Raw genomic sequence first — 21,261 nt, forward strand, 5'->3', positions numbered from 1 at the left:
AACGTAAGGGCTTGAGACAAAAAAAGCGTCCCCTCTTGCGGGACGCTTCTTGACATTTTCAACGGCCTGCTCAGCCTTAGACCAACACTTTTTTGAACTCGGCAGTAAGCAGTGGCAACACTTCGAACAGATCGCCTACGATGCCGTAATCCGCCACCTGGAAGATCGGCGCTTCCGGGTCTTTGTTGATCGCGACGATCACCTTGGAGCTGGACATGCCCGCCAAGTGCTGGATCGCCCCGGAAATGCCGCACGCAATGTACAGGTCAGGCGTTACGACTTTTCCCGTCTGCCCGATTTGCATCGAGTAGTCGCAGTAGTCGGCGTCGCACGCGCCACGGGACGCGCCTACAGCCGCACCGAGCACGTCTGCCAGCTCATACAGCGGCTGGAAGCCTTCCGCGCTCTTCACGCCGCGGCCGCCGGAGATGACAACTTTCGCTTCGGACAAGTCCACTTTGCCGCTTGTTTTGCGCACGACTTCTTTGACAATCGTGCGCAAATCTTTGATTTCCAGGTCAACCGGAACGACAATCGCCTTTTTCGCAGCGTCCGGCGTGCCGATAGCGATATTGTTTGGACGGATGGTGATGAAAATTTTCCCGTCTACGAATTTGCGTTGTTGGAAAGCTTTGCCCGCATAAATCGGACGAACGAACACAGGACCCGCTTCGATGCTCGTCACATCGGAGACCAGGCCGTAGCCGAGCTTCGCCGCCACCCGCGGCGCGACGTCGCGGCCGATTGCCGTATGCCCCAAAATAACGGCATCAGGAGAGGCCAGCTCGATCAACTGCACAAGTGCTTGTGTATAGGCGTCAGGCGTGTACTGGGCGAGTGCCTCGTGATCCGCCGTGTAAACCGTGCTTGCTCCATGCTGTGCCAATACTGGCGCATGCGCTGCCGCGTCTGCCCCGAATACTCCCGCGACGATTTCGCCACCCTCGGCCAATGCTTGTGCTGCAGCCAACGCTTCCAGCGACACGTTGCGAAGTTGTCCGTCACGTACTTCTGTGAGTACAAGTACTTTTTTCATGGATATCCTCTCCCTCTCGCTTAGATCACTTTCGCTTCATTGCGCAACAGTTGCACCAATTCCGACGTCTGGGCTGCCAAATCGCCAGTGAGAATGCGGCCCGCCTGCTTTTTCGCTGGCAAGGTCTGGTCGACGATCTCGGTTTTTGCCTTCACTGCTTCGGCAGTCAGGCCCAAATCGTCTGCGCTGAGTCGCTCCAGCGGCTTTTTCTTCGCTTTCATGATTCCGGGGAGAGAAGGATAGCGCGGCTCGTTCAGCCCTTGCTGTGCGGTAATCAGCACCGGCAGGCTTGTTTCCACGACTTCCAGATCGCCTTCCACGTCGCGCTCTACGCGAACAGTGGTGCCGTCTACTTCCAGCTTCACAGCGGTGGATACGTGGTTGATGCCCAGCTCTTCTGCAAGACGCGGGCCGCCCTGGCCTGCGCCGGAGTCTACCGCCATCTGTCCACCGATGATGATGTCAAACCCGACTTTTTTCGCAACCGCAGCAAGCACTTTTGCCGTTGTGTATTCGTCGCCAAACAAAGACTCGTCATCCACGAGCACAGCTTTGTCCGCTCCCATCGCGAGCGCAGTGCGCAAAGAGCTTTCCACGCGGTCCGGCCCTACGCTTACCACTGTCACTTCGCCGCCGTGCTCCTCCTTGAGCTTGATCGCTTCTTCTACCGCGTACTCATCGTATGGATTGATGATGAACTCCACGCCATCCTCGGAAATTTGCCCGTTTTGGATGACGATTTTTTCTTCTGTGTCAAACGTCTGCTTCAACACAACCACGATATTCATCAGGATGCCTCCTCCTTAATGGTTCCTCGTACTGGTGATGCTGCAATCATCGGGTTACTTGTCTGTAAACTGCGGCGCGCGCTTTTCCAAAAACGCTGCCACGCCTTCCTTCATATCTTCTGACGCAAATGCCTCGCCGAATTTTTTCGCTTCCTGCTCCAGTCCTTCCGCCGAGCCAAGCTGCACGGTGTTGTGGACAGATTCCAGGGCGAGCCTGAGCGTGACAGAGCTTTTTTGGGTGATGGCGTAGGCCAGCTTCTTCGCTTCCGCGAGCAACTGTTCGGCTGGATATACCGCTTCCACGAGTCCGATGCGCAAAGCTTCCTCGCCGCCGATCATCTCAGAGGTGAGAATCAGTTGGGTCGCTTTTCCTCTGCCGACCAGTCGCGGCAAGCGCTGCGTTCCGCCGTAGCCAGGGATGAGTCCCAGATTCAGCTCCGGCAGTCCCAGCTTCGCTTCGACTGCGGCAAAGCGTATATGGCAAGCCATCGCAAGTTCCAGTCCGCCACCCAGGCAAGCGCCGTTAATGGCTGCGATAATGGGCTTCGGGAATGTCTCCAGTCGGTCGAACAACGCTTGGCCTCTCCTCGCCATCGCTTCCGCTTCAGCAGGGGCCAATTGGGTAAATTCCTTGATATCGGCTCCCGCAATGAAAAACCGGCCTTCTCCAGTCAAGACAATCGCTTTGACTTCCGCGTTGTTTTCCAACTGGTTCAAAAGTTCACTCAATTCATCGAGCACCGCTCTACCCAGTGCGTTAGCGGGCGGGTTGCTGATCGTCACGACAGCGACGCGATCAGCGATCTCTACATTCCAATGCGAATCCATGCCTCTCCCCCCAAACTAATCCCTATGAACAAACAGGCTATTTATCCCTTCTGAGCGAACGCTCAGTCTTGCTGTTTCCATTGTAACAAACGTTTTCGCACAAAAAAAGCTTTTCTTTCATTCTTTTCCCTTCATACCGAACAGGAAGAGGTTATGAATGGAATCAACATGAGAGACAAGATCGTACTTGCACTGCTTCATGACCCAAGATGTCGTCACTTCATCCAGCGTGCCAAAAATCATTTTCCTCGTCATCCTGACGTCCAGATCCGGCCGGAACACCGCTTGCTCTATCCCTTCCCGGATGATTTCTTCGATCAGGTTGAAATATTGCTTCATCACGTTGCCGATGCCTTCGCTGATGACCGGATTGGCCTGGCGCAGCTCAATCTGCGTAACTTTTGCCAAATCGTGGTCTTTGGCCAACTGGCTCAAGTGGGCATGCACGAGGACGTACAATTTTTGCTCGATGGATGTCGCTTCGAAAATCCGTTTGCGGTTTTTGTCCACGAACTGACCCATCTTCTCGTTGAACAACGAAATCAGGATATCATCCTTGTTTTCAAAATAGAGGTATATGGTGCCGTCTGCTACCTTCGCCTCTTTTGCAATCTTGGATACCTGGGCGCTGTAATAGCCTTGTCTGGCGATTACCCGTACAGCAGCATCAATAATGGCTTGATACTTTTCCCCCGTTTTTTTTGCCATAATAACCTCCATCTTTACTCGCAATGATGATAAGACAATTTCCGAAATGAATGATTATTCATTCATAAAATCAGTTTAATACAGGAACCCGGCGCTGTCAATTGCCCGGCGTGAACATGAATGACGGCGACAGCCTGTCCCGTGCAAGCTCACAAAAATGGCCGCTTCCTCAAAGGGACGCGAGCCGAACGGCAGCATCTGTGCGTCAGCTTGTTTTGATCTCGTCCTGTGCTTCCTGGCGAGCTTTGTCTTCTTCCTGCAACTGCCTGCGCAGCACTTTGCCCACCATCGTCTTGGGCAGTTCTGTGCGAAACTCGTACTTTCGCGGAATTTTGTAGGCGGCGAGCTTCTTGCGGCAATGCGCTTCGAGTTCTTCCTCGCTCGCCTGCTTGCCGTCCTTGAAGACGATGAACGCCTTTACCGTCTCGCCGCGATACGGGTCCGGAACGCCGATGACAGCCGCCTCCTGGATGGACGGATGCTCGAACAGCACTTCCTCCACCTCGCGCGGATAAATGTTGAAGCCTCCTGCGATTATCATGTCCTTTTTGCGGTCGACGATGTAGAAGTAGCCGTTTTCGTCCATGTACCCTACGTCACCCGTCAGCAGCCAGCCATCCTTCAAGACCGCGGCTGTCTCCTCCGGGCGGTTCCAGTAGCCGAGCATGACCTGCGGCCCTTTGACCGCCAGCTCGCCGACCTCGCCCTGCGGCAGCTCTTCTCCTGTGACCGTGTCGAGGATGCGACAGTCCGTATCCGGCCAAGGCATGCCGATGCTGCCGGTAATGCTTTTTTCCCAGATCGGGTTGGAGTGGGTCACTGGCGATGCTTCCGTCAGGCCGTAGCCTTCCACGAGCTTGCCTCCTGTCAGTTCCTCGAACTTGACCTTGACCTCGACGGGAAGCGGCGCCGAACCGCTGACACACGCCTCGATCGAAGACAGGTCGTGGTTTTTCCGGTCGGGGTGATTAATCAGGGCGATGTACATCGTCGGCGCGCCGGGGAACAAGGTCGGCTTGCGCTTGTCGATCATCTCGAAAATTTGTTTGACCTCGAACTTCGGCACGAGGATGATTTCTGCGGCAATGCAAATGCCTTTGTTCATCACTGTCGTCATGCCGTAGACGTGAAAGAGCGGAAGCACGCCCAAAATTCGCTCGCCGCCTCTGCGCAGCTTGTAGAGGACAGCCTGGCACTGCATCGCATTGGCGATCAGATTGGCATGCGTCAGCATGACGCCTTTGGCTACCCCTGTCGTGCCGCCCGTGTACTGGAGCAGGGCGATGTCCTGTTCCGGGTCGATTGGCACATGGACAGGGGTGACAGCGCTTTCTTTTACGGCGGAAAGAAAAGGCTCAACATCTGCGCTGTATGTAACCTGCGGAGTTTGCCCCTGTTTTTTCTGAACCAGCGGATACAGCCATTTTTTCAATAAGGGAAGAAAATCGCCAACACTTGTCACAAAAATACGTTTGAGTGGTGTGGACGAGCGGACTTGCGCTACGCGCTTGTACAGCAAATCCAGCGTGATGATCGTCTCTGCGCCGGAGTCTTCCAGTTGGTGAATCAGCTCGCGCTCCGTGTAGAGCGGGTTCGTCATCACTACGATCGCGCCTGCAAACAGCGCGCCGTAATAGCTGATGACGGCTTGCGGGGTATTCGGCAGCATGATCGCCACACGGTCGCCTTTTTGCACGCCCCGTTTGACCAGCGCGTTGGCAAATCGGTAAGACAGTTCCAAAAGCTCCCGGTACGAAATCGTCTTGCCCATGAAGTAAATCGCGTTGTTGTCCGGGTACGATGCAGCCGACTGCACGAGAAATTGCGTCAGCGGAATACGGGGGTAATCCAGTGACGGTGCAGTTTCGGACGGGTAATTGGCAATCCAAGGCTTGGCATTTGACATAGTCATTCCCTCCATCCCTTCAATGGCCTTGCCCCTCCCCTATGATCGTCATTCATAATCTCTTCCTTATTGCTATTGTATTCGAAAGATAGTTAATTTTCCAATTAAAAATGTTTTTGGATAAGAAAACGTGGCTTCGCCAAATAGATTGGCGAAGCCTTCGTCGTCCCGTTCAAGCGGAGTATGTCTGTTTTCAGCGCCTTCCCTCGTTCGTCACGGCTGCAGCGCCGCGAGCACCTGCTGGCGAACCCGCTCGCGCTCCGCTGTCGGCACGAGATGATACCAGCCTACGATGCCGTTGTGCCAGATGCGCTCGTCCTGCCCGACCAGCGTATCGGTCTTGATTTTGTTCCGCGTCCCGTCGCCGTAGCTCAACAGCAGCGAAGCGATTTCCTGATCGGTCAGATCGGTTTTGACGTGCTGGCCCAAAATCTCCATCAGCTTGAACGCCTTCGTGTACATTTGCGCCGAAGTGCCCTTTTGCGCCAGGGCGGCCAAAATCTCCTGCTGGCGGTTGATCCGCTGGTAGTCGCTGTCTTCTTTGCCCAGATCGCTTTTGCGGTAGCGCGCGTAACCCAGCGCCTGTTCGCCGGACAGCACCTGCAAGCCTGGCATCAGGTCAATGTACGTGTCGTCGCTCGGGTCGCTGTACTTCATCCGCTTTTTGACGTCGATCGAGACGCCGCCCAACTCGTCGACGATTTTGCGGAAGCCTTCGAAGTCCACAGAGACGTAGCGGTCGATCTTGATATCGAGAAATGTTTCCAGCGTCTCCTTGACCAGCTTCGGTCCGCCAAAAGCCATCGCATGATTCACTTTGTCATGGCCTTTGCCGGGCAGCTCCATGTAGCTGTCCCGCGGAATCGAGATGAGGTAGGCGGACTGCTTCGCGGGATGAACGGCGGCGAGCATCAGCGTGTCAGACCGCGCTTTTTCCCCGTCCCGGCTGTCCACACCGAGCAGCATGACGACGAACGGCTTCAACGGCTCGCTGCCCGTCAACAGGTCGCGCGGCGGCGGCAAAGTGGCAGCCGCCTGCTTGGCCCCGCCTTTTGCCTGTCCGTCGAGGGGCGCGTACCATTTTTCCGTCATCTGCTTATATTGATAGGCACTGTAGCCGATCGCAACGAGCGCTCCGGCCAGCAGGCAGGAAAACAGGTGAAACGCGATCTGTTTTTTGTATTGCTTCAAAAATGAAAAAAATGCCATAAAAAAAGCCTCCCCCTTTGCAAGCACAGCCGCTGCCTTTTTCTACTGCTTCAAGAGGCAGGGCTTGCTTCCATTTTTAACAGGGGAGACTTGATTTAAACGTGCTTCGTGCGCGCGGCAACAGAAAACGCTTTTGCTGCTACGCCCGCTCGACGACCATCGCCATGCCCATGCCGCCGCCAACACACAGTGTCGCCAATCCGCGCTTGAGCTGGCGGCGCTTCAGTTCGTGCAGCAAGGTCACGACGATCCGGCATCCGGTGGAGCCGACAGGATGGCCGAGCGAGATTCCGCTGCCGTTTACGTTGGTGATCTCGCGCGGCAGCTCGAGCAGCTTTTCGACAGCGAGGTATTGGGCGGCGAACGCCTCGTTCACCTCGATCAGCTCCATGTCGGCCAGCGTCATGCCCGCCTTCGCCAACGCCTTTTTCACAGCGGGCACCGGGCCGTAGCCCATCAGGTCCGGCTCTACTCCGGCTGTCGCCCACGAGACGATTCTGCCGAGCGACTCGATACCAAGCTCCTTCGCTTTGGCTTCCCGCATCAGCACGACAGCGGAAGCTCCATCGTTCAGCCCGGAAGCGTTGCCCGCCGTCACGGTGCCATCCTCGCGAAAGCCTGGCTTCAGCTTGGCGAGGCTCTCCATCGTCACGCCGCGTCTCGGGAACTCGTCTTCCGTGACGACGACCTCTCCGGTGCGTTTTTTGATCGGCACGCCGATGATTTCCTCCGCAAACAGCCCATTGTCGATTGCCCGGATCGCGTTGTGCTGGCTGCGCATGGCGATTTCGTCCTGCTCCTCGCGGCTGATGTTGTACAAGTCGGCCAGACGCTCGGCTGTCTCGCCCATCAAAATCTGGTGATGCGGGTCCGTCAAAAGCTCCCACATCGCATCAGTCATTTCCCCGTGCATGAGCCTGCGGCCCCATCTGGCGTTTTTCAACACGTAAGGAGCGTTGCTCATGCTCTCTGTGCCGCCTGCGATCACCACTTCGTTTTCGCCGAGCAAAATTTGCGACGCGCCGCTGGCAATCGCCTGCATCCCGGACGCGCACTGACGCTGCACAGTAAAGCCCGTCACTTCCTTGCCCAGCCCCGCGTCAATAGCCGCGACTCTGGCGATGTTCGGTTCATCTGTGCGCTGGATGCAGTTGCCCAAAATAACCTCGTCGATCTGTGATGCTTCCAGGCCCGCTCTCGCCATGACGCCGCGAATGGCCACCTCCGCCAGCTTGCGAGCGCTTACATCTTTTAAGACACCGCCAAACGTACCGATTGGCGTACGTCCGGCAGCAGCAATGACGACATGCTCCATTTCTTTCCCCTCCACTGTCATGATTGTTTTTTATGTTCTCACACAGTAGTTACAAAATGGTTCACAGCCGTATTCTTCATCAACACCGTCACCCACTCGTCCGAATGGCGCTCGGTTTCCTTCTGAAAGCCCGCCTCCTCGAATGCCGCGAGCACGGCCTCCCGATTCCAGTCTACGATCCCGGAGAGAATAATTTGCCCGCCCGGTGCGATTCGTTCGCGAATCAGCGGAAGCATGGAGACGTTCTCGTCCCCTCCGATGTTGACCAAAATCAGATCAGCCTGCGGCGGGAGCTGGGCCGCGACCTCTGCGTCGGAAGCGTCGCCGATCACGATGCGAACCGCGTCCTCTGGCAGCTCGTTGTTCGCCGCGTTGACTTGCACCTGATACTCGCTCTCCGGGTTGATATCAACGGCCCAGACCGGATGCTGCGCACCGTTGCGCGCACTGAACAGGGAGAGGATGCCCGAGCCTGTCCCGATGTCGAAAACGACTTTGCCCGTCAGATCCATCTCTTGCAATAGCAAAAGAATATCCTGCGTCGTCCCGTGATAGCCGGTGCCAAACGCCGCCCCCGGATCAATCCACAGCACATGCTCGGCGTCGGCCAGCAACTGCGGGTCCGTCCAGCTAGGCGCCACCCACCAGTTGCCGACCCGCACCTCACGAAACTCGTCCTTCCACGACTCGTTTTCTTCGGCTACCTGCTCGACTTCCTTGACCTGCACCTGGCCGTTCCAGCGGGAAATGTACGCCTGAAGCCGCGCGACATGCTCCTCTTCGCTATCCTGCTTCGGCTCAAACAAGTACGCCACGACAGGCCCTTCCGTATTTTCCGCGTAATCATAGCCGTTTTCCGTCGTCAAAATTTCGATCTGCGGCTCGACCCAGCCGAGCGTGTACGGGCTGCCCAACACTTCCGCCACAAATAAATCCTCTGTCATTTGCTCTACCAACAAGGTGTATTTCAACCACATGCTTTCCATGATGAATCTTGCTCCTTCCAGGTTGCTTTCGCCACATGGCAGTTGACTTGCCCGTTCCCGGCAACGCCGTACCGCTATTGTATCTGCTGTTGGCAAGTTTGCTAGGGAACATGGTATGATAGTAGAATGGACTATTTTACTGCAGGGAGGCTTGCCATGTTTGACGAATTTTTTTACCGACGCCGGAAAAACAAAGGATTGCTCGTCGTGATGATTGCCTTGATCCTGCTCGGCATCGGCATGTTTGCGATGGGGTTCTTTTATCTGTTCGCGTAAGGCGCCCATCCCGATTGTTCGCGCGCGCTTTCATTATACCCTATGAAAACCAGCTAGCCCAAGGTCTATCGCGAAAAGCCGGGACGCCAAGTTTTGTGCCGGGGTCGCTTTACTTCCTCTTGTTTACTCGATTATACTTGAGAATGTATTTTTCCTGTACGTTTGATATAGAAAGAAGGTTCACTCCATGTCGCGAATTCTCATCTCCGGGTACTACGGCTTTAACAATGCCGGAGACGATGTGGTCCTGTACGGCATCATCAGCTCTCTTACGCGGGAACAACCAAATATCTCTCTCGCCGTTCTGTCCAATCAACCTGATCGGACTGCGGAATTGTTCGGGATTGAAGCTTATGACCGCTGGAGCTTTGGAACCATCGTCCGTGAGCTTTCGCGCAGCGACATGCTAGTGATGGGCGGCGGAACGCTGATGCAGGACGTGACCAGTCCGCGCAGTGTTCTCTACTATTTGGGCATCGTCACCATCGCCAAGCTTCTCCGCAAGCCCGTGGTCTTTTACGCTCAAGGGTTTGGCCCTATTCTCAAATCACTCAGCCGCCAGGTCATCAAACGCGTAGTGAACCGGGTTGATGTCATTACCGTGCGAGACTATGAATCGGGAGAAGACTTCAAGGCGTGCGGCGTCAAAAAAGCGCCGATCCATGTCACAGCAGATCCTGCCCTGACGATCTCCCCTGACGATATACCGGATGCGCGCGGAAAAGAACTGCTTCAAGGCATGTTCGCCGACCCTGCCAAGCCTTTGGTAGCGATCTCCGTGCGGGACTGGAAGCAGGAACAGGCGTTCAAGCGGACCATCGCCAAAGCGGCGGACTGGTTTGTCTTGCGCGGCTGGAATGTCCTGTTTCTCCCGATGCACGTTCCCAGCGATTTGGCGCCATCCAAAGAAATCATGGCACAGATGACCCAGACAGGAGCACGTCTACTCGATGCGCCCGTTACTTTTCACGATATCATGTCTGTTTTGAAACAGTGCGACTACGTCGTCGGCATGCGCCTGCACTCGCTCATTCTCGCCTGCATGCTGCGCATTCCGTTTATCGGCATCTCCTACGATCCGAAAATCGACCGCTTTGTCGAGCGCGCCGGGATGCCGAATGCAGGCCACATCACGAAGCTGGACGAGACTCAGCTTCTCGCGCTGCTGGCCGAGAAAATCGACAAGCTCGACGCCGAGATTGAGGTCGTGACCGCGCATTCCCGCACGCTTGCGGTAGAAGCGGCCAAAAGCAGCGAGCTGGTGCTTCAGGCGCTGCGAAAATAAGGCTTTACAGGAAAGGAGGACGCGCTTATGTCCTTTTCTTCGCAAGTATTGCTCGGATTAAACCGGCTTTTCCCGCTCCCCGTTCACCCGTTCAACCTGGCGAACAACGGGGAGATGAGCTATACCGAATGGCAGTTTCAAAAAGGGGACCAGACGATTCAGTTTTTCCTCCCCTTCCACTCCCAAGAGCAAATGTTCAGCGACAAAACCGTGCTGGACATCGGCTGTGGCGGCGGCGGCAAAACATGTTACTACGCCACCTTCGGCCCGAAAAAGATGATCGGGATTGACATCGTTCCGCACTACGCCGAGGAAGGCAATGCCTTTGCCCGGGAAAAGGGGCTCGCTGACGTCGTTTCCTTCATGACAGGCGACGCTGCCCGCACGGATTTTGCCGACAACACGTTTGACACGATCATCATGAACGACGCGATGGAGCACGTGGCCGAGCCGGAAAAGACGCTGGAAGAGTGCTTCCGCATCTTAAAGCCCGGCGGACACTTGTACATCAACTTCCCGCCGTACTATCACCCGTACGGTGCGCATTTGTCAGACGCGATCGGCATTCCGTGGGTGCACGCCCTCTTTTCCGAACAGGCGCTGATCGACGCCTACAAAAAGCTGGTGCGCGATTTGCCGGACGGTTCTGACCGCATCTCGTTCCGCTTTGACAAACGGCCAGATGGCAGCGAGACGATCTCCTACATCAACCGGATGACGATCAAGCGTTTCCGCAACATTCAAAAAGGCGTGAAGCATCCTGCCGTCTACGAGCGCGAGATTCCGCTGCGCAACCAGCTTAAGGGCTTGGCAAACGTGCCTGGCTTCCGCGAGTTTTTCGTCAAAATGGTCGTCTGCGTGTATCAAAAATCCCCTTCCTCCTGATGTGGAGAAAGGGGATTTTCTTTTGCCCAGCCAAACTTGCGTTATTGCGCCTTCGACGACGCCTGTTTCTTGCGGATGAGGTTGATAAAGGCGCGCAGCTTGGCCCCGCCAGGCAGCCAGTCCAGCTCCTTGTCCTCGATCAGCGGGATCAACAGCAGCAGGCCCAAATAGACGACCAGTCCCACGCCTACGCCCGTAACCGTTTCGATGGCGCCAAGCAGGCGAACTTTTTCCTTGCCCGCGAGCAGCAGGCCAACGGCTTCGGTCGCGCCCCATGCGAGCAGCAGCATCAGGTTGGCGACGAGCAGCGGATAAATCGTATCAAAGCGCCAGTGGATCGGCACCTGCACGAGCTTGCTGATGACCCGCATGTTGAGAATGCAGACAAACGCGGTCGCGCACAGCCACGACAAGGACAGCCCGTCCATGCCGAACATGGAGGTGAACACGAGTGTCGTTGCGACCTTGACGATCACGCCGTACAACAGATGGCGCGCAGGAATTTTCTCTTTGCCGATCCCTTGCAAAATGCCGTTGGTCGCAAGTAGCAGCGAGAGCGGAATCGCGCTGATGCCCAGAATCGCCATCGCCCGCGTCCCTTCCATGTCGCCGTAGAGCGCCAGGTTGGCCCCTTCGGCTACGGCTGTCAGTCCAAGCCCAGCCGGCAGGCCGATCAGCCAGGCGAAGCGCAGCGACAGCTTGGTCAAGGTCGTGACGCGCTCCTGGTCTTTTTGCCGCTTGGCTTCCGCAATCGCAGGAACGATCGAGAGCGCAATGGAGGAGCCGAACAAACTCGCCATTTGCAAAAGCGGGCCGCCCCGGCTGTAAATGCCGAACCACGTATCCGCCGTCAAGCCGTCTACATTCCATATGTAGCGGAAAATATTGATCGCCAGAAACGAATCGGTCAAGCTGAAAATCGGAATGACGAGCGCGCTGACGCAGATCGGCCAGGCGATTCGCCACATGGAGCCGAAAAACGCGCGATCGTACCACCAGTCAAGACGTCCCCACTTTGCGTGTGCAAACACGGAGTTTTTCCGGTTGTGCAGCCACATGAGCAGCGCGAGAAAGCCGAGGCTGAGCAGCGTGCTAATCATCGTCCCGAAGTTGACGCCCGTAATGACCGTATCGGTGTCCTCTCCCAGCCTGACCAGGTAGAGCGAAGCGACCAGAATGAAAATCACCCGCAACGTCTGCTCCACGATCTGCGACAGACCGACGTACAGCATTTTTTGATGGCCGTAAAAGAAGCCGCGAATGACGGCAATCAGCGGCACGAACAGCAAGGACAGCGAAATGGCCCGGATCGGCTCGATCAGATGCGGGTTGCCCATCAGCTTGGCAATCAGCGGCGAGCTGACGTACAAAATCGCGAACAGTACAATCCCGATCCCGCCCATCATCACCATGCTCCGCGCCAAAATCTGCCCGACAGAGCCTTGCTTGCCCTCGGCGAGCGCCTCGGCAATGACCCGCGACAGCGCGACTGGCACACCTGCCGTCGCCAAAATGAGGAAAGTCAGGTAGAGCGGGTACACCTCCTGATAGAGTCCAAGACCGTTGTCCCCGACGATCTCCTGCAGAGGGATGCGGTAAAACATCCCGATTACTTTTGACAAAATTCCCGCGATGGCCAGAATCAGCGCCCCTGCGAGAAAGTGACTTTTTTTCAACATGGGTAACTCCTTTTTGCGTCGCTTTGACTTGGGGGCTGGCTATCGCCATGAACCCACCCTCTATCCTACTATCATTTCCTCCTTCCAGCAAACAGGTATATCGATGGAATTTGGCTGGAATACTGGTGAAAAACAGATTCCATTGACTTCTTCGAATCGTCTGATGGGAAGCGTAGGAGGAATAAGGATGGCCCTAACGGGTTTTTTGATTCGCCAAGTACAGTGGCCCTTGATGGAGGTACTGAAGGAAAACCGCACGCGCCCGTACATGCGAAAGCTGCAAGCCGCCCAGCATTTGTCCAGGGAGGTGCTGGCAAGCCGCCAGCGCGAAAAGCTGCAAAGGCTGCTCGATCACGCTGTCCGGCACGTGCCGGCCTACGCCGACTACACTGAGGTCTGGAGCGAGTATCGGGAAGCGCCGGAACGCTTTTTGCAAAAGCTTGCGCCCCTCGACAAGACGCGTTTTCGGCGCAATCCCGACGCGTACTTGAGCAGCGGGATTCGCACCGACAAGCTGATCCAAAACCGCACGGGCGGCTCTACCGGGGAACCGACCCGCTTCTACCTCGACCGTCTGGCTGTCGAACATTACGAGGCGGCACGCTGGCTGGGCCTCTCGTGGCACGGCATCCAGATCGGCGACCCGTGTGTCATGCTCTGGGGCTCGCCGCTGGAGCTTAACCAGCAGCAGGTCAGGCAATATCGCTGGAAGGAGCGCTGGCTGAAAAACCGCTTGCTGCTCTCCGCCTACGAATTGGACGAACGCCGTCTGGATACGCAATTGAAGCTCATCAGACGGTTCCGCCCCGCCTATTTGTACGGCTACGCCTCGGCTCTGTACACGCTCGCGCAAATGATGCTGCAAAGAGGCACGACGCTCGGCATCCCGCTCAAAGCGGTCGTCTCCACGGCGGAGAGCTTGCACGAGCATCAGCGCCAGGCGATCGCAGCCGCCTTCGCAGCGCCTGTCGTCAACGAGTACGGCGCGCGCGACGGCGGGATTATCGCCTACCAATGCCCTGCCGGAAACATGCACGCCTTTTCCGAAAACAGCTATTTGGAAGTGGTCGATCCGCTCACGCACATTCCCGTGTTTCCCGGTGTTCCCGGCGCCCTGCTCGTCACGGATTTGCACAACAAAGCGATGCCGCGCCTGCGCTATCAACTGGGCGATGTCGTCGCGCTCTCTGCGAAAACGTGCTCGTGCGACATTTCGTTTCCGCTGCTCGAAGCGATCGACGGCAGGGAGGACGACATGTTCATCTCCCAGCACGGGCAGTACGTGCACGGCCACTACTTCAACCACATCGTCCGCAACCTGGACAGCTTTCGCACCTTCCAGATCGTCCAGCACGAGCCGCAGCGGCTGAGCCTGAAACTCGTGAAGGAGCCGGACCGCTTTTTGCCCGCCGATGAAGCGAAGCTTTTGGCGGGAATCCGCTCCGCGCTGGGCGAAGTGAGCGTGCAGGTGTCATACGTCGACCACATCCCGCCTACCGGCTCGGGAAAAATTCGCTACGCGATCCGCGAATGTCCGCTTACGAGCGTCCTGCCGCCGGAGTAGAGCGCTTCCTGACCTTTTGCAACAGCTCGGAGACGAGCGGCTCGCGCAGGAGCGCCATCACGGCCACGTAGACTAATGCGCCGCCTGCAATGCCGATCGGCAAATACAGCCAGACGGACAGAAGCGACAGCCACGGGTCGACGAGCACAATCGCCGCGCCCATGATCGCGCAGGCCAAAAGCGTCCTGGCTGCCGTTTTGAGAAAACTCGCCCGGACAGGGCTGCCTACCGCCCTCCAGAGCAGGACGAACAGCAAGAGCGCCTGACAGATGGCGGATACCGCATTCGCCAGCGCGATGCCGCCGTGTCCCAAGAGCGGGATCAACAGCCAGTTGGCCAGCACGTACACACCAATTCCGATCGCCCCGATAATGACGGGCGTCTTGGTGTTTTCCAGAGCGTAAAAAGCGCGGGTGAGCAAATCGCGCGCTGCCAGGAAGTACAGCCCCAGGCCGTAAAACGGCAACGCCCAGGCCGTCAAGGCAACCGAGTGCTCATCGAATGCGCCGCGCTCAAAGGCGAGCCGCACGACTGGCTCTGCGTACAGGGCAAGTCCGACCGTGACGGGGACGAGCAGGATGAACAGATAGGCAAGTCCTTTTTGCAGGATTTGCTTCATCTCGGCCATCTCTCCCCGTTTCACGTGGCTGGCCAACAACGGGAACAGCGGCAACGTAAACGCGCCGACAAAAATCGCCATCGGCATTTGCACGATCTGGTTCGCGTTGGCAAGCGCCGAGACGACGCCCGTTCCTACCCCTTCTGCGAAGCCTCTTTCCATAAAGGTCGTCGCTTGTGCCACGACAGCGCCGATCAAAATCGGGATGACGCGCTCCCCCATTCCTTTTAAGGAAGCGTCGTCACGCCAGGCGAGCGACAAGCGGTGCCGATAGCCGAAGCCGCGCAAGGTCGGCAGCATTACAAGCATCGCCGCCAAATAGCCGATGCTCGTCGCAATCGCTAGGCCCACCGCTCCGTACAGCGGCACGAGCACATACATGCCGGCGATCACGAGCGCTCCGTTTGCTACCGTCCCCAATGTCGGGGTAAAAAAATGCTGGTGCGCATTGCACAGGCTCGACCACAAGCCAGTCAGCCCGATGAAGACGGCGGAAGGCCACATCCATTGCAGCATCTCGGCGGTCAGCGCCAGCTTTTCCCCGGACAGGCCGAACATCGCGGCAAGCTGGTGGGAAAAGACGATGCCCAGCACAGACAGCAGTGCGAATATTCCCAGAATGATCGCAAGCATTTTGTGATACAGCTCGCCAGTCGGCTCTTTTTTTTCAATCAGTCCGCGCATCGTCGGGATCAGCACCGCGTTGATCGCGCCGGGCACGACCAGAAACAGCGTCAGCGGAATCGTGGCGGCGATGTTGAACGCATCCGCCTCCATCCCTGTGCCGTACAGACTGGATACGTACACGCTGCGAAAAAAGCCCAGCAATCTTCCCACGAGAGTCAGCACGACAATCATGGAAGCAATCCTCAACAAACTCATGACCCAATTCTCCTATCTCTCGTTCAAAACTACGGTGTCCGTCGCATCGACAGCAATCGGGCACAGCCTGTTTCTTCGTTCGTAGCAAGATCGAGACGTCTGGTTCCCAGCTTGTTCCGTCTCAAACACACCTGTTATCATATCTTATTTCTAGCGTTCCTACCAACCTCTTTCCGCCCCAGCTTGCTTGCAGGTTGCCGGATTCATTATAATGGGTAGGTTAATCCCTACCTGTAGGAGGACTACAAACAAAATGAGAGAAACCGTGTTGAAGTGGGGAAGCCAATCAACCACGTGGTTGTATCTGCTGTTGGCCTATCCGGTAATCGACTATGTCTTGCGAAAGATTCTACCGATTCCAGTCGTTTCGTCTTTTTGGGATGAAGCGTTGCTCATCATCCTGATGGTGTTTACGTTCGGCGCCTTTTTGCAAACGAACCGGACCATGCCTGGAATCAAGCATTTGCTCAGTGCGTTTTTCGTCCTCGGCCTCGCCCTGATGGTGACGGACATGGCCAACTGGGAGGCGAGCGTGGAGGGTTTTCGCTCCGTCTACCAGTACATCATCGCCTTTTTGATGGGCTTTTATTTGCTGAAGTCCGCCGATGATCTGGACAAGTTTATGAAAGGACTCGCCCTGATCGGCTTTTTGGCTGCCGTCGTCGGGGTGATGCAAGTCGTGCTCGGAGTCAAAACGCCCGAATCGTGGGTGCAGGAAGGCGAAGCGATCACGACACGCGCCTTTTCGTTCGTCACCAGCCCGAACGTGCTCGGAAGCTACATGGCCTTGATCGCGCCAGTGGCCGCCGGACTGTTCATGAAAGCGACCAGCCGCAAGGAAAAATGGGTGTGGGCGATCGTCACCCTGACGACGTTGCTCGCCCTGTTGTTGACCGGATCGCGCGGAGCCTGGTTTGCGCTGGCTTTCGCTCTGTTCGTCTGCTTTTACATATGGAACAAGCGGATCGCCGGGTATTTGGTGCTCGCGGGCATCATCGGGCTCGTGGCCCTGTTCTTCGTCCCGGAATCGGTTCCGATGGTAGGTACGGTGAAAAACCGCATTTTCACCCTGTTTACCCCTGAATACTTCGAATCGAGCAGCCAGGGCGGACGTGTAGGCCGCTGGGGTGAGGCGTATGACAAAATGCGCATCGAGCCGCTGTTTGGCGTCGGGCTCGGCCATCACGGGGGAGCCGTAGCGTCGAGGCATTTTGGCACGATCTACTCGGACAGCTACTTCTTCAAAAGTCTCGCCGAGTACGGCCTGATCGGGATTATCCTGCTGATCGGCCTGGTCGTCTCCATGCTCAAATACGGAGCCGGGCTTGTTTCCAAGCTGCAAGGCTCGCCGCACTTTTTCTCGGTGCTCGGACTGTTTGGCGGGTTGATTGCGGTCGCGACGCACAACCTCGTGGAAAATATTTTCGAGGTGCCGTTCATGGCCCTCTATTTCTGGCTGTTTGGCGGCTTCCTCTGCGCTCTGTACGTCGACCAAACACAAAACAAAAGGTGGTGAACCTATGCGCCGCAATCCTATTCTCTCTACGATAAGCTGGGCGCTGTACGCCATTGCCCTGTTTTTGATCTACCATTTGCTCGTCAAGCCCGCGTTTCTTGACTTGACGTGGATCGCTTTGCTGATTTTCCTGCCGTTGCTCGCTTTTTGCTACTACGTGATTCATCCGTCTGAACGGCGCCAGGTGCTCGTGTTTACGATCGGCTTTTTGCTGCTGGATCGCGCCCTGACCCGCGTGGACGTCAAAACGACAGCGGCTCTTTTGATCGGTGGCGCGGTTGCCATCATCGTCATTGCCCTGCTCGCCAAATGGTACGGCCGCCTGAACTGGCGCGCAGTCGGCTCGCTCGTGCTGATCGCCGTGCTGGCCAATGTCACATTCAACCGCTATACGCTGACGGCTTTGAGCCATTTTACCGTGCAGTACGAGTCCAGCCGGCTGTACAACGGCGACTGGGTGAACTACTTCCCGATGACGCTGTACGACGTCGACGGCGACGGCAAAATGGAGATCGTCACCTACGGCAACGCCGAGGAACTGCCGTTGCCCGAAAAGACAGAAAAGCCGGAGACAGAGGAAGAGAAACAGGCGTTGGCAGAAAAGCTGCGCCATTTGCAAGCGGAGCCGCTCACGCTCTACATCCTGACCTGGAAAGACGGACAAATGGTGCGGATGCCAAACGAGCAAATCCCGGCAGAAGCCATGACGCGAATCAAGGAAATGCTGCCGACCGACTACCCTGGCTTCCCGTATTACACCATGAAGGACGGGCAACTCGTACCGAACGTGCAGCGTCAGTCGTATTCCGAAGCGATGATGCAGGCGGGCACAACGGCTCACCGCGCCTTTGTGCTCGATCTGAACAACATCGCCAACATGCTGGAACAAAATCAGGGCAGCATGGATGTGCGCCAGGAGCTGGGCCGCAACTACAAAAACTTGCACATCACAAACGGCATGCTGACCGGTACGTATGACGGCAGACCATTTGGCGGCACTACAAAAGCCACCAAGCTGCTTTCGACGATGATGCTGCCGGATGGCCGCGAAGGTCTGATTGTCATTGGCGAGCATTTGAGTGTGCTGGCTGTCGAACCGGACGGCACGCTGACAGAAGCGTACCAGTTGACCCGCAAGCAGGCTGAGCTTGCAACAGGCGAGTTCATCCCTGCCGACATCGACCACGACAAAGTAGACGAGCTGCTCGTAGCAGGCCGCCCTTCGTACATTCTGAAGCCAAAGCCAGACGGTACCTGGGACATTCTCTGGGCGAGCAACGCTCACGACAAAAGCTTCCGCTTCTCCAACTTCGCCGCGGTTGGCAGCGACCAGACGCCGGAGATCATCGCCAAGGCGAGAAGCTGGGTCAGCACGACGGACGCGCCTTACTTGTCCGGCTACGACTACACGCCGGAGGGCCTGAAGCAAAACTGGCGCATTTACTTGCCGCTCATCAACGTCCAGATTGGAGACATCGACGGCGACAAGCAAAACGAAATCATCGCCTCCATGGAAAATACGCACCGCATTCTCGTGTTCAAACAGCACAGCATCCCTGTATTCTGGCTGACCATCGTTCTGTTCGCGGGACTGCTCGTTTACGGAGTCGTAAGGAGGGTTCGCCATGCGTAAACTGACAAAGGCATGGGCATTGCTCGCTGCCATCTGCACAGCCTCCCTGCTCGGCGGCTGCACGTATGAGTCCGGCACGAAGGCATTTGCCACCACCAACTTCGATACGCAGCCCGCGCCGCCGACTACGGCCCAAACCGAATCGGCTGCCGAATGGCTGAAAACCGCTCTGGAAAAAGGGAAAACGGCGGAAGAAGCACAGGCATTCTGGTACAGAGGCCACGTGCTTAACCGCATCCTCGCCCGGACGACGACCAGCATGTTCGACGGAGCCGTCCTCAACGACAAAGGGTACAACGTCGGCACGCGCATCGCCGCACAGCCTTATACGTACTATCGCATCGGCGACAAGCGCTACATCCGCACGAATGATTACTGGGTGACAGCCCCGGAGGAGCCGCTCGAATTTGACGTGTTGAAAGGCTTCGAGGACTGGCTGCCGTTCATGGACCGGGCAGTGCAATTGCCGGATGAAAAAGTAATCGGCGTCGTCTGCGTGCCTTTCCAGGTGAAGATGACGGGCGCACAATGGCTAAAAGACAGCCAAAGCCCGCTGTTTGAACCGTTGAAAAAGCTGGTCGGCGACCGCCCTGACCTCGAATATATTTTGAAAGAATCGACAATCAAGGCGACGTTTTGGTACGGCAAGGAAGATCGCCTGATCCACCAGTACGAGACATGGATCATCTTGCCACTGCCGGAGGCCGGAACGATGGACCAGCAGGTGAAGTTCAACCTGTACAAGTACGGCGACACAGGCGGCATCAACATCAAAGAGCCGGAAGAAGTGGAAAAATATTTGCTGTACTAGGGGCTGGCTTCGCTACAGCCGCTGGCAACAAAAAAGAGCCTGCTGCGAGTAAATTCGCGGCAGGCTCTTTTGTTTGCTGCGCTTCGTCAAGGCGTCGCTCTCTTACAGCCCGAGGCCGCCCGCTGCCTTGCCGGCTCTGGCCAGGATCAGGCTGTAGACGAAGGCGGCTGCCGAGCATATCCCCATCGCCCAGTAGAGCGCCGCCCCTCCGCCTTGCTGGAACAGCCAGCCGCCGACGAGCGAGCCAATGATGCCGGAAATGCCGAAAAACAACACGGCCAGCACTGTTTGCCCTGTCGCCTTCCACTCTTCCGGGATGATTTTGTACAAGTACTGAATCGTAGCTGTGTAAAACAGGACGAACGTGACGCCTTGCGTCAATTGCAAGTAAACGACCCACTCCGCCGAAGGGGCGATTGCACAGAGCACATAGCGGATCGCATACAGCGCGGAGGCGAGCATTATCAGCCTGAGTTCGCTCCAGCGGGCGAGCAGTCTGGCACTGATCGCGAAAAACGCGACCTCGCTCACCGCCGCCAAAAACCACGCTTGCCCGACATCCCCCGTCGTGCCGCCCAGGCTCTGCACATAGACGCCGAGGAAGCTGTCGTTCGTCCGGTGCGGAGTCGCCGCAATCAGCACGAGCAGAAAGAAGCGCTGCGTTTGCGGATAGAGGAAAAACTGCTTCAACTCCTGCCAGGACAACGACTTGCTGCTGGCAGGCGCATCCTGCATGACGAGCGCGCATGCGTAGGCAAACACGCCGTAGCCGACAAACAGCCAGACGAGCTGCCCCATCCCCAGCCGATCGAGCGTCCAGCCGATGAACAGCGACGCCGTCGCGTAGCCGACTGCGCCAAACGTGCGGATCGAGCCGAAGCTTGTGCCGTGCAGTTCGGCAATCCGGTAGTTGAGGCTCTCGGTCAACGGATCGGTCGGCAGCAGGAAAAAATACATCGCGCCGACCAGCAAAAACAGCGCGAAAAACGAAGCCGAGGTGAACAGCAGGACTCCTGCCGCGATGGACAGACCTAAGGTCAACAGGATGATCCGCCTGATCGTCTTGTAGCGGTCGCTCATCATCCCCCAAAACGGCTGGGACAATATGCCGATAAACGAACCTGCCCCGATCAGTACGCCGATTTGCGCCGGCGTGATGCCGCGATAAGTCAAATAGACGGGCAAAAACGAAATGAAAATGGACAACAGGGAAAAATAAAAGAAATTGTACGCCCGCAAGCTCAGTATGGCAGTATTCACGTTCCACCTCATCTTGTTTTGGCATAGAAAGATAGCCCCGCAGCCTTTTGCAAGGCCCGAGGCTCGGCACGCTGT

General features: G+C 56.6%; 17 protein-coding genes. 6 read left to right on the forward strand and 11 right to left on the reverse strand.

From position 1 onward, the window contains the following. Window positions 1-76 precede the first annotated feature (76 nt). The 8 genes from AC3WJN_RS08540 to AC3WJN_RS08575 form a co-directional block, all read right to left on the reverse strand. Window positions 77-1,036, reverse strand: a complete 960-nt coding sequence (locus tag AC3WJN_RS08540; RefSeq protein WP_005829227.1) for an electron transfer flavoprotein subunit alpha/FixB family protein — start codon at window positions 1,034-1,036, stop codon at window positions 77-79. Between the two features lie 20 nt (window positions 1,037-1,056). Further along, window positions 1,057-1,824: an electron transfer flavoprotein subunit beta/FixA family protein gene (locus tag AC3WJN_RS08545; protein ID WP_005829229.1), complete on the reverse strand. Its 768-nt coding sequence runs from the start codon at window positions 1,822-1,824 to the stop codon at window positions 1,057-1,059. A gap of 54 nt (window positions 1,825-1,878) precedes the next feature. Continuing rightward, window positions 1,879-2,652: an enoyl-CoA hydratase gene (locus AC3WJN_RS08550; protein WP_005829231.1), complete on the reverse strand. Its 774-nt coding sequence runs from the start codon at window positions 2,650-2,652 to the stop codon at window positions 1,879-1,881. Window positions 2,653-2,769: 117 nt separating this feature from the next. Further along, window positions 2,770-3,360 carry a fatty acid metabolism transcriptional regulator FadR gene (fadR, locus tag AC3WJN_RS08555; protein ID WP_005829233.1) on the reverse strand — a complete coding sequence of 197 codons (591 nt, stop codon included), beginning with the start codon at window positions 3,358-3,360 and terminating at the stop codon, window positions 2,770-2,772. A 205-nt stretch (window positions 3,361-3,565) separates the two neighbouring features. Beyond that, window positions 3,566-5,266 (reverse strand): AMP-binding protein, encoded by a 1,701-nt coding sequence (locus AC3WJN_RS08560; protein WP_007776675.1) that lies wholly within the window; start codon window positions 5,264-5,266, stop codon window positions 3,566-3,568. Window positions 5,267-5,479: 213 nt separating this feature from the next. Next, window positions 5,480-6,475, reverse strand: a complete 996-nt coding sequence (locus tag AC3WJN_RS08565; RefSeq protein WP_005829236.1) for an LCP family protein — start codon at window positions 6,473-6,475, stop codon at window positions 5,480-5,482. Window positions 6,476-6,614: 139 nt separating this feature from the next. Beyond that, the gene (locus AC3WJN_RS08570) at window positions 6,615-7,790 is read right to left on the reverse strand and encodes a thiolase family protein (protein WP_005829238.1); all 1,176 of its coding nucleotides are present in this window, start codon (window positions 7,788-7,790) and stop codon (window positions 6,615-6,617) included. A gap of 38 nt (window positions 7,791-7,828) precedes the next feature. Further along, the gene (locus tag AC3WJN_RS08575; RefSeq protein ID WP_492329243.1) at window positions 7,829-8,776 is read right to left on the reverse strand and encodes a 50S ribosomal protein L11 methyltransferase; all 948 of its coding nucleotides are present in this window, start codon (window positions 8,774-8,776) and stop codon (window positions 7,829-7,831) included. A gap of 463 nt (window positions 8,777-9,239) precedes the next feature. Here AC3WJN_RS08575 and csaB point away from each other — a divergent pair, with 463 nt between their 5' ends. Both csaB and AC3WJN_RS08585 read left to right on the forward strand, forming a co-directional pair. After that, on the forward strand, window positions 9,240-10,337 hold the full coding sequence (csaB, locus tag AC3WJN_RS08580; protein WP_005829241.1) for a polysaccharide pyruvyl transferase CsaB: 1,098 nt from the start codon (window positions 9,240-9,242) through the stop codon (window positions 10,335-10,337). A gap of 27 nt (window positions 10,338-10,364) precedes the next feature. Then, on the forward strand, window positions 10,365-11,222 hold the full coding sequence (locus AC3WJN_RS08585; RefSeq protein ID WP_007776660.1) for a class I SAM-dependent methyltransferase: 858 nt from the start codon (window positions 10,365-10,367) through the stop codon (window positions 11,220-11,222). A 41-nt stretch (window positions 11,223-11,263) separates the two neighbouring features. Here AC3WJN_RS08585 and AC3WJN_RS08590 read toward each other — a convergent pair whose 3' ends face one another. Further along, complete coding sequence (locus tag AC3WJN_RS08590) at window positions 11,264-12,901, reverse strand: polysaccharide biosynthesis protein (RefSeq protein WP_005829244.1); 1,638 nt, start codon at window positions 12,899-12,901, stop codon at window positions 11,264-11,266. Between the two features lie 187 nt (window positions 12,902-13,088). Between AC3WJN_RS08590 and AC3WJN_RS08595 the strand changes: the two genes are divergently transcribed. After that, window positions 13,089-14,465 (forward strand): phenylacetate--CoA ligase family protein, encoded by a 1,377-nt coding sequence (locus AC3WJN_RS08595; protein WP_007776651.1) that lies wholly within the window; start codon window positions 13,089-13,091, stop codon window positions 14,463-14,465. Here AC3WJN_RS08595 and murJ read toward each other — a convergent pair. After that, a complete protein-coding gene (gene murJ / locus AC3WJN_RS08600; protein WP_007776648.1) occupies window positions 14,440-15,966 on the reverse strand; it encodes a murein biosynthesis integral membrane protein MurJ in 1,527 nt (508 codons plus the stop codon). The genes AC3WJN_RS08595 and murJ overlap by 26 nt on opposite strands. Window positions 15,967-16,219: 253 nt before the next feature. On the opposite strand from murJ, the gene AC3WJN_RS08605 reads away from it, so the two are divergent. The 3 genes from AC3WJN_RS08605 to AC3WJN_RS08615 are packed head-to-tail and all read left to right on the forward strand — an operon-like array spanning window position 16,220 to window position 19,926. Next, window positions 16,220-17,482 (forward strand): O-antigen ligase family protein, encoded by a 1,263-nt coding sequence (locus tag AC3WJN_RS08605; RefSeq protein WP_005829248.1) that lies wholly within the window; start codon window positions 16,220-16,222, stop codon window positions 17,480-17,482. A gap of 4 nt (window positions 17,483-17,486) precedes the next feature. Further along, window positions 17,487-19,115: a DMT family transporter gene (locus AC3WJN_RS08610; RefSeq protein WP_005829249.1), complete on the forward strand. Its 1,629-nt coding sequence runs from the start codon at window positions 17,487-17,489 to the stop codon at window positions 19,113-19,115. Then, the gene (locus tag AC3WJN_RS08615) at window positions 19,108-19,926 is read left to right on the forward strand and encodes a hypothetical protein (RefSeq protein ID WP_005829251.1); all 819 of its coding nucleotides are present in this window, start codon (window positions 19,108-19,110) and stop codon (window positions 19,924-19,926) included. The genes AC3WJN_RS08610 and AC3WJN_RS08615 overlap by 8 nt, the downstream gene beginning before the upstream one ends. 102 nt (window positions 19,927-20,028) lie before the next feature. Here the strand turns inward: AC3WJN_RS08615 and AC3WJN_RS08620 are convergent, their stop codons facing one another. Then, on the reverse strand, window positions 20,029-21,186 hold the full coding sequence (locus AC3WJN_RS08620) for an MFS transporter (protein ID WP_007776646.1): 1,158 nt from the start codon (window positions 21,184-21,186) through the stop codon (window positions 20,029-20,031). Between the last annotated feature and the right edge of the window lie 75 nt (window positions 21,187-21,261).

The organism is Brevibacillus sp. FW306-2-1A-C05A (assembly GCF_058781555.1).